The 9,159-nt window shown below is 25.7% G+C and carries 5 protein-coding genes; 1 reads left to right on the top strand and 4 read right to left on the bottom strand.

Features of this window, described 5'->3' with window-relative positions; all coding sequences use genetic code 11:
* Positions 1-384 precede the first annotated feature (384 nt).
* Positions 385-2,943: a DEAD/DEAH box helicase gene (locus Q0087_RS04320; protein WP_297898452.1), complete on the top strand. Its 2,559-nt coding sequence runs from the start codon at positions 385-387 to the stop codon at positions 2,941-2,943.
* Positions 2,944-3,047: 104 nt separating this feature from the next.
* On the opposite strand, the gene Q0087_RS04315 is transcribed toward Q0087_RS04320, so the two are convergent.
* The 4 genes from Q0087_RS04315 to Q0087_RS04300 all read right to left on the bottom strand — a co-directional run bounded on the left by Q0087_RS04315 (position 3,048) and on the right by Q0087_RS04300 (position 8,957).
* The gene (locus Q0087_RS04315; protein WP_297898451.1) at positions 3,048-3,791 is read right to left on the bottom strand and encodes an AAA family ATPase; all 744 of its coding nucleotides are present in this window, start codon (positions 3,789-3,791) and stop codon (positions 3,048-3,050) included.
* A 3-nt stretch (positions 3,792-3,794) separates the two neighbouring features.
* The gene (locus Q0087_RS04310) at positions 3,795-4,577 is read right to left on the bottom strand and encodes a ParA family protein (protein ID WP_297898450.1); all 783 of its coding nucleotides are present in this window, start codon (positions 4,575-4,577) and stop codon (positions 3,795-3,797) included.
* Positions 4,578-5,584: 1,007 nt separating this feature from the next.
* Positions 5,585-6,808 carry a bifunctional 5,6,7,8-tetrahydromethanopterin hydro-lyase/3-hexulose-6-phosphate synthase gene (locus Q0087_RS04305; RefSeq protein ID WP_297898449.1) on the bottom strand — a complete coding sequence of 408 codons (1,224 nt, stop codon included), beginning with the start codon at positions 6,806-6,808 and terminating at the stop codon, positions 5,585-5,587.
* A 310-nt stretch (positions 6,809-7,118) separates the two neighbouring features.
* A complete protein-coding gene (locus tag Q0087_RS04300) occupies positions 7,119-8,957 on the bottom strand; it encodes a threonine--tRNA ligase (RefSeq protein WP_297898448.1) in 1,839 nt (612 codons plus the stop codon).
* Between the last annotated feature and the right edge of the window lie 202 nt (positions 8,958-9,159).

Below are 9,159 nucleotides of genomic sequence, written 5' to 3'. Positions count from 1 at the left end.
TTTTAAGTATAATTATTCTATTAATATAATTATTTTTTAAGTATAATTATTCTATAATGTATATTTTGCTTAATAAATTTCATTTAATATATATTTTAATATTTTATTTAATTTGTCTAATATTATTTTTACATTTGAATTTATTTTGATATAATGTTTTGTTGGTTTAATGTTTTATTTAGTTAATGTTTTATTAATAACACTTTTTTAATAACACTTTTTTATTTTTAAGATGATTTTTATTCTAAAGACAATTTTTATTTTTAGAATTTTTTATTAAATAAATTTTTTATTTTTTATTTTATCTTATTTTTCCACGTTTTATATTACTTTTCATAATCTCTCTCATAAGATATTTAAAGCTGTTTTACAATATTAAATCACATGGATAAATATATTGAACATCCTTTCATTAAACCAAATACTGCTGAAGCAAGAATTTATCAGCAAATTTTAGCAGCTGATGTTCTTAAAAATGGAAATACAATGATTGTTGCTCCAACAGCTTTAGGAAAAACTCTTGTTGCAGTATTGGTATCTGCAGACAGGTTGAAAAAAATTAAAGGATCTAAAGTCATTATATTAGCACCAAGTAAACCTTTAGCTATCCAGCACGAAGAAAATTTTAGAAACTTTTTGAATGTGCAATGTTCATCTATTACTGGAGCTATTAAACCTGATGAAAGGAAAAAACGATGGGATGAGTCTCAAATTATTTGTGCTACTCCACAAACTGTGGAATCTGATTTACTTAATGGAAGATATGATCTTGAAGACGTATCACTACTTGTTTTTGATGAGTGCCACCATGCCATCGGGTCTTATGCTTATGTATATCTTGGACAAAGATATGTTAAAACAGCAAAAAATCATCTAATTTTAGGATTGACTGCTTCTCCAGGCTCTGACAAAAATAAAATTCAACAAATTTGTGAAAATCTTTTTATTGAAGATGTTGTTGTTAAAAATGAAGATGATCCTGATGTAAAACCTTATTTTAATCCTATTGAGATTGATTGGATAAAAGTAAATATGAGTAAAGAGCTTGAAAAAATTAAAAATCACATTAGTAAAGCTCTTAAGCATAGACTTATAATGTTAAAAAATTTGAATGTTATTTCTACTATTTCTGTTAATAAAATTGATATTCTAAAAGCAAGAGGAAATGTTCAAAATCGTATTGCAAGGGCAATTAATCCTCCTAAGGAATGTTATCAGGCAATTTCTATTTTAAGCGCTGTTATAAATCTTCAACATGGTTTAGAACTTTTAGAAACTCAAGGTGTTTCTACTTTTAACAAATATGTTTCCAGAATAAAGAAAAAAAGTACTAAAGCAGCTAAAAGCCTTTTAGTGGATGCTGATTTTTCTCAAGCCATTCTCTTAAGTGAACAAGCTGAAAAAAACGGGTGGGAACATCCTAAATTAAAAAAATTGATGGAAATTTTAAAGGAAGAATTGGGAATTTTTGACAATAAACAATTAAAATTGATTAAAAAAACCTCTAAAAAAGATAATGGTTCTAATATTAATAAAAATAAAAAAATTATCGTGTTCACTCAATTTAGAGATACACTTGAAATGATTCACCAAAAATGTGAAAAAGAAGGTATTAATTCTGTCAAGTTTTTTGGCCAAGGATCAAGAGATGGTGAAAAAGGTCTTACACAGGCAGAACAGAAAAAAATCATTAAATCATTTAAAATGGGAACATACGATGTTTTAATTTCGACTAGTGTGGCTGAAGAAGGAATTGACATCCCATCTGTTGATTTAGTTGTTTTATATGAACCAGTCCCTTCTGAAGTAAGAATGATCCAAAGAAGAGGAAGAACTGGAAGGAAAAATACAGGTAATATGAAAGTTCTCATTGCTAAAGGTACTCGTGATGAAGGATATTATTGGGCAAGTTTAAACAAAGAAAAACAAATGAAAAAGCATCTAATAGATAAAGATTCTCTAAAAAAATTAAATAAAAATACTTTAATTAATAATAGAGATGTCAATTCAAAAATTATTGGGAGAAAAGCTGAAATTGGGGTTATTTTAGATGATTCTAATGAAATAAATTCTAATGATATTGAGTCTAATAATTCTATTAATGGGCAATCTATTAATAAGCATTCTATAAATGATGTTTCTGCAAATGAACTTTCTAATATTAATGATTCTATAAATGAATCTTTGGAATCCGAAATTTCTAAAAATAAGATATCTAATAATGATCTAGACAATTCTCCAAATAAATATATATCCAAAAATAGTTCTGATATTTTAGTTTTTGCAGATTCAAGAGAAGGAAATTCCAATGTTTTACGTGCTTTAGATACTATAAATGTTAATGTAAGAATTAGAACAATGGCTGCAGGAGATTATCAAATCAGTGATGAAGTTGCTATTGAAAGAAAAACAACTAAAGATTTTCATGATTCAATCATTGATAAACGCCTTTATAAACAAGCTCGAATAATGCAAGAAGAATTTAAAAAACCCATATTAATTTTAGAAGGTGAGGATATATATTCTGGATTTTTATCTCCCGACGCTGTTAGAGGTTCAATTGCTTCTATTGCATTAGATTTTGGAATATCAATAATACCAACTAAAAATCCTGAGGATACTGCTGCAATGATTAAGAGAATAGCTATTAGGGAACAAACAGATAATAAAAATAATATTCAAGTTAGAACTGAAAGAAAACCTAGTAATCTTTGGGAACAACAATTATTCATCGTTGAATCTTTACCAAATATTGGCCCTGTTACAGCTAAAAAACTGCTTGAAAATTTTTTAACAGTTCAAGGGGTTATTAATGCATCTAAATCAGAATTAATGGAAATTGATGGCATTGGTTCTAAAACTGCTGAAAATATTAGAAAAGTCTTAGATGCTAAGTATTTAAATTTTAAAAATAATGAAAAAATAGATAAAAAGCTTATATAATTAATTAAATCTCATGTATTAATTAAAGTTTATCTAATTAATCAATATTTATATAATTAATAAATGCTTTTATAATTTTTTATTTTAAATATAAAAAGAATTTTTTATAAATCTTTAAAGAGTTCCCATATTTCAGGATACTTTTTTGAAACAGACTCATCTATTAATTCTGAAGCTTCTTTACTTATACTAAACTCCGGACGTGTTTTTCTTAGATATCTAAATACTGCACTTGATTTAGCAGACCATAATGTAATACGTGGGTTTTTTTCTATAATTTCTTTTACTTCTGCAATACTGGATTTTTCATATTCACTCAGTTCAGTTTCTTTTTCCTTTTCTGTTTTTATTTCAACAGATTCAATTTCTTTAGATTGATTAGATTTATCAATATCTTCTATATTTTCTATTTCAACTGATTTTTCAAGATTTTCTTCAGTTTTTTCATTTTTTTCTTCTTTTATTATATCTTTCTTTTCGCTTGTTTCATCTTCTATTCTTTCTTCTTTTTCTATTTTTTTATTTTCTAAATTCGCGCTCTCTAAATTACTTTTTTCATCAATTTTGTTTGTTTCATTAATCTCTTTTTTTTCTTTGCCCTTTTCATTATTCTCTTTTTCGATATTTTCTGAAGATTTTTCTAATTTTTCAATTTCTTCATCTTTTTTTTCTATGATGTTTCCTTCATCATCTTTTGAAACTGTTTCCCCTTCATCTTCTGTGTTAGAAAGAATATCTTCTAATGTAATTGAAGATTTTTTATTTTTTTCATCTTCTCCATCATCAATTTTAGGTATTAATGAGTCTAATCCTCTTCCTAATCCTCTTTTATTCTTTTTATCAACCATTTTTTAACCCCCTTCTTCTTCTTCCAAACTTAATACTTCTTTAGCTAATTTTAAATATGATCTAGCCCCTCTACTTTCTTCATCATATGCTATACATGGCATACCATAACTAGGAGCTTCAGCTAGTCGTATGTTTCTTGAAATCACTGTTTTAAATATATTTTCTTTATCTCCAAAGTATTTTTTGAGTTCACTATATACCTCTTTACCAAGCCGTGTTCTTGAATCATATAATGTTAACACAATTCCTTTTATTGGTGAAGGACTTTTCAATCTTTCTTCAACAAGGTTTATTGTATTTGTTAAATCAGCTAATCCTTCTAATGCAAAATATTCTGCTTGAATTGGTATTATTAGACTATCACTAGCTACAAGCCCGTTAATTGTTATAACTCCTAATGATGGTGGAAGATCTATTATTATATAATCAAAAATATCTACTATAGGTGCCAATAATTCTTTTAAAACTAGATGATAATTTTCTAATTTACTCAATTCTACTTCTACTCCACTTAATGATATATTACTTGGAAATATAAATAAATTTTCAACAATTGTTGGAATTATAGCTTTTTTCACACTTACCTGCCCACTAATTGCTGCATAAACAGTATTTTCTAGTTCTTGTTTATTTATTCCAAAACTTGTTGTCGCATTTCCTTGTGGATCCATATCTACTAATAAAACTGACTTATCAAGAGTTGCAAGTGATGCAGCTAGGTTAACAGCTGTAGTAGTTTTACCACAACCACCTTTTTGGTTTATTATAGCTATTGTTTCTCCCATTTTATCATTTCCTATATTTTATATTTATTTTCTTGGATTCTCTAACTTATATATTATCATTTATACTATATAACTTTTAAATTAAAACTGAGCAGTTTTTATTTATAAGATATAACTTTTTTCTTATTATTTATATTTTATAATTTATAATTTATATCTTATTTTTTATAATATTTAACTTATATTTTATACTTTATATCTTATTCATTATAATATTTAACTTATTTTTTATAATTTATATCTTATAACTAATATGTTATTTTTTATATGTTTTAATAAATAAGTTTTATCTTATATCTTTTAATTTATATCTTATAATATTTAATTTATAAGTTATTTTTTATACTTTATATCTTATTCATTATAATATTTAACTTATATTTTTTAATTTATATCTTATAACTAATATGTTATTTTTTATATGTTTTAACAAATAAGTTTTATCTTATAACTTTTAATTTATTATTTATACTATTTAACTTATAACTTTTAAATTATTTATTATATATTATAACTTTTATCTTATATCTTTTAAATTATTTATTATAACTCATAACTTATTTGATAAAAGTTATATTTTATAACTTATAACAAATAAGTTTTAATTTATTATTTATAATTTATTTCTTATTTATTATAATTTTTAACTTATCTAAAAAAAGTTATATTTTATAATTAATTTCTTATAAGTTCTCTGAGCTCTTTTAACATATTTGCGACAATTTATTTAATATAAAAATAATAACTTATTAATTATAACTTATAAGTAGATCATATAGTAAAAATTATAAAAAATATTATAGCTAATAAAAATAGTAAAATTATAAAAAAATAGAGTTAATAAAAATAGTAAAATTATAAAAAAATAGAGTTAATAAAATTATTAAAAATTAAAGAAAGTATGAATAATAAAATTATTAAAATTAAAAAGAATAATAAAAATAATAAAATATTTTGAAATAATAAATAATTAAAAATTTAAAGATAATAGTATAATTGAAATTTAATTATACTTGTTCATCTTCATCAAGAGCTAATCTCATGTTGTCTGGATCTTGAGGTAAATGAGCTAAGAAATCTTCTGCAGATCTTCTTACATCTCTTGAACCAATAATATATCTTCCAACAACAATAATATCTGCTCCAGAATCTATAGCTTCATCGACTTTTTCAGGGGTTATTCCACCAGCAACAGCAACAAGGCCATCACCAATTAATTTTTTAATTTCTTTTATATTACCCCATTCGGTCATGTCACTAGTATCTTGACCTTTTTCTGCCATTGAAGTTTCAAGGTCAACATTTCTATGTAATAAAACAATGTTTGGTTTAAGGTTATCTTGTAATTTATTGATTTTTTCTTTGAAATTGTCAACATTCATCATATCAAGGATTGAATATATTCCCTGTTTTTGAGCTTCATGTATAGCTTTTTCAATAGATTCAATAGTTCCTAAACCAGAAATAGCAACAGCATCAGCAGTTTCATCAGCAGCCATCTTAATTTCAACACGGCCAACATCTAATGTTTTTAAATCAGCAATAATGAATGCATCAGGTCTAAGTTTTCTAATTTTGCTTACAACTCCAACACCGAATTTTTTAATTAATGGTGTTCCTGCTTCAAGCAAAACTCTTTCTCTGTCTGGAACAGCTGAAATAATTTTTTCCATTGCATCAAGATTGTCAAGATCGAGTGCAACTTGAACATAAGGAGGGGACCATAATCTTGTAACTTTGAATCCCATAATTGGGTGAGTTCCTCTATCTTTTTCAGCTAATACTTTGTCAATTCCTGGATAGTCAGACATTGCTCTCCTGATAGCTAATTTAGTAGCTCCATAATTGTATTGATAAATTTTCCTATAATCTTCAGCATCGGGGTGTATAAATACACTCACCATAACAACAATATCTTCTGCAATATCTTTTGGAATTAGTCCTTCTTCTACTGCATCAGCTACTGCTCTTCCTACAGCTGTTTGTGCAGGCCCAAATATTTTACTAGCATCATCTAAATCACCAATTGTTACTTTTGGAATTATTAAAGTTGATGGCTTAGTCATTAAATTTGGTCTAATAACAGATAATAATGGTGTATGTCCAATTGATAGTTGTGTCATACCATTTGCAAAAGCAGTTCCCGCAGGACCTTCTTTATCACCAATTATTAAATCAACATGGGCTAATTCATTTCCGTCCCCAACAAGGGCTTCTCCTATTTTATACATTTAAGGTGTCTCCAAATATTTAAATAAATATTTAATAAGTTTAAATAAGTTTAATATATATTTTAATTATAATTTTTAATTAATATAATATTTCCTATAGAAATCCCTATAGAAATATTTACAATAGAAATATTCATAATATAAAATATTCTATTATAATATTCCATTATACTAATAAAAATGTTATTATTATAAAAATTTTATATTTATAAAAAGTTTATATTTATAAAAAGTTTATATTTCTATAAGTTTAAAAATATTGATTTTTTATTATTTATAACTTTTTTATAAGCTAATCAAATTATTAATTTCACTGGAAATTTATCCTTTCAGATAAGTTTCTTGGAAGAGGTAATTTTCTGAATGGTTTTTCCATAGTTTTAGATAAAACTTGGTAAATAACTTCATCAAGTTCCATATCGCACTTTTCTTTAGTTTCTCGAATAGTGACATTAAAAACATTAGTCTCTATTTCTTTATCACCGATAACAATTGTATAAGGGACCCAATCAGTAGCGGAATTTCTTATTTTCTTTCCAACACGTTCATCCCTATCATCAACATCTACTCTAATGTTATTAAAAGCGATTTCATCAGCAACTTGATTAGCATATTCTAAATGTTTTTCTCCAACAGGTATAATTCTAACTTGGATTGGTGATAACCATACTGGCAACATTGGAGCTTTTTCATTTATTTCAATCGCTGTTTTTTCAAGTAAACTACATATAACTCTTTCGATACTTCCAGTAGGGCTACAGTGGAGAATAATAGGATAATCTTCTTTTTCATTTTTATTCAGATAGCTAATATCAAATCTTTTTCCACTTTCAACATCAATTTGAACAGTAGGATTTTCAATAGGTCTTCCAAGATAATCCATTGCTGCAAAATCCATTTTACAAACCCAATAATGCTTTCTTTCAGGTAATATTTCTATTATAACTGGTTTATTAAGTTTTTTTGCAGTTTCATACATCCAATCTTGATTTTCTTCATAAAAATCTTTTGTAGCTCTAAATATTGCTTCATAATTTACATCAAAATCTTTTCCAGTTTGAATACACATATCGACTTGATTTTCAAATTCTATTAAGGACTGGCCCATATCTGCACAAATTGAATGCATATCTGGCATTGTAAACCCTCTAAGCCTTTTTAAACCTACAACTTCTCCTCTTTTTTCAAATCTAAAACTATAAGTTGATAACTCGTATACTCTAGCTGGAAGATTTTTCCAGGTTAAAAATGAATCAGATAAAACTCTAAATGCTCCAAAACAACAAGCAAAACGTAGCATTAATTCTTTTTTTGTTTGAATTTTATATTGCCTTTCACCAAATTTTTCAGCATGCTCTCTTATAGCGTCATTAGCTAAATCATACATTACTGGAGTTTCGATAGGCATTGCTCCTCTTTCCACAACAAGATTATAAACATAGTCGGACAATAAATCTCTGATTAACCTACCTTTAGGATACCATTTAAGATGTCCAACATCTGCTGCACTTTCATAATCAGCTAATTCTTTTTCTCTCATTAGTTTAACATGAGGAGGTTCAGCATCTTTACTTTTTCCAGTTCCAAGTTCATATTTAGCTAATTTTTCTAAATCTGATTTTTTTTCATATTTATATTTTTCAGCATCTTCTAAAACATTATCTTTTAATATATAAAATTTAGAAGGTTCTGATTCTTCTTCTCCAATTCCATCAGCACTAATATCAACAGAATCAATTGATCTTGACAATTCTGATAGTGGATGACCTTTACAAGAAATTTCAAATGATTTATACCATCCAAAAGGAACTCTTGAAACTTCAAAACCACGAACTGATAATTCTTTTTCTGCCATTTTTAAAATGTCTATAGCTATTTTTGGAGAACTAAGAGAAGAGGATAAATGTGCATAAGGATATAAAACAATCCTTTCTGGATTAATCTGATCATTAGTTGATTTTATTTCATTTATTAAATTATTTACAACTCCTGCAGGATTTTTTTCATCTGCTTTTTCAACAGCTGTGAAAACAACTAATGCCTCATTGAAAGTTCCTTCTTCTTTGTCTTTTTGAATTTCTTCAGCTATTGGAGTCTTATTTTTTGTTTTATATTTTAAATAATCGGAGTGTATTAGTAATACTCGCATTAAATCACCTAATTTCAAATAATATAAATCATATAGGGTAAATAGTATTATTCTACTAAATAATATCTTTATAATATTAAATATCTATTAATAAAGCATTATTATAATAATATTTTAGTTTAATTATAAGTAGTAAATATTATGCTATTTAAATTAATATTTTAAATTAATATTTTAAATTAATATTTTAAATTAATATTTT

Source organism: uncultured Methanobrevibacter sp., assembly GCF_937881195.1.
In the GTDB taxonomy this organism is placed as follows: Archaea; Methanobacteriota; Methanobacteria; order Methanobacteriales; family Methanobacteriaceae; genus Methanobinarius.
The sequence above is the reverse complement of the archived record's forward strand: the minus strand, read 5'-3'. Positions and strand labels throughout refer to the sequence as shown.